Annotated in this window: 3 tRNA genes; all 3 read right to left on the bottom strand. The window is 53.6% G+C overall.

From position 1 onward, the window contains the following. Positions 1-61: 61 nt before the first annotated feature. The 3 genes from ACYUE0_RS17875 to ACYUE0_RS17865 all read right to left on the bottom strand — a co-directional run bounded on the left by ACYUE0_RS17875 (position 62) and on the right by ACYUE0_RS17865 (position 342). A tRNA-Met gene (locus ACYUE0_RS17875) sits at positions 62-137 on the bottom strand. 4 nt (positions 138-141) lie between these two features. Beyond that, positions 142-230: transfer RNA gene (locus ACYUE0_RS17870), tRNA-Leu, on the bottom strand. Positions 231-265: 35 nt separating this feature from the next. After that, a tRNA-Met gene (locus ACYUE0_RS17865) sits at positions 266-342 on the bottom strand. Positions 343-414 lie beyond the last annotated feature (72 nt).

Below are 414 nucleotides of genomic sequence, written 5' to 3'. Positions count from 1 at the left end.
GAACCTACGACACTTCGGGTATGAACCGAATGCTCTAGCCAGCTGAGCTATTCCGCCATGTTGGTTGCGGGGACAGGACTTGAACCTGTGACCTTCGGGTTATGAGCCCGACGAGCTACCAGCTGCTCCACCCCGCGAYATTGGTGCTTGAGACCGGAATCGAACCGGTACGGTGTTTAACCACCGCAGGATTTTAAGTCCTGTGCGTCTGCCTGTTCCGCCACTCAAGCGTRTTTATTTTTCAAACACAACATTGCATTTGACCTGGTAGCGGAAATAGGACTTGAACCTACGACACTTCGGGTATGAACCGAATGCTCTAGCCAGCTGAGCTATTCCGCCATGTTGGTTGCGGGGACAGGACTTGAACCTGTGACCTTCGGGTTATGAGCCCGACGAGCTACCAGCTGCTCC

The organism is Clostridium sp. CTA-19 (assembly GCF_054767855.1).
The sequence above is the reverse complement of the archived record's forward strand: the minus strand, read 5'-3'. Positions and strand labels throughout refer to the sequence as shown.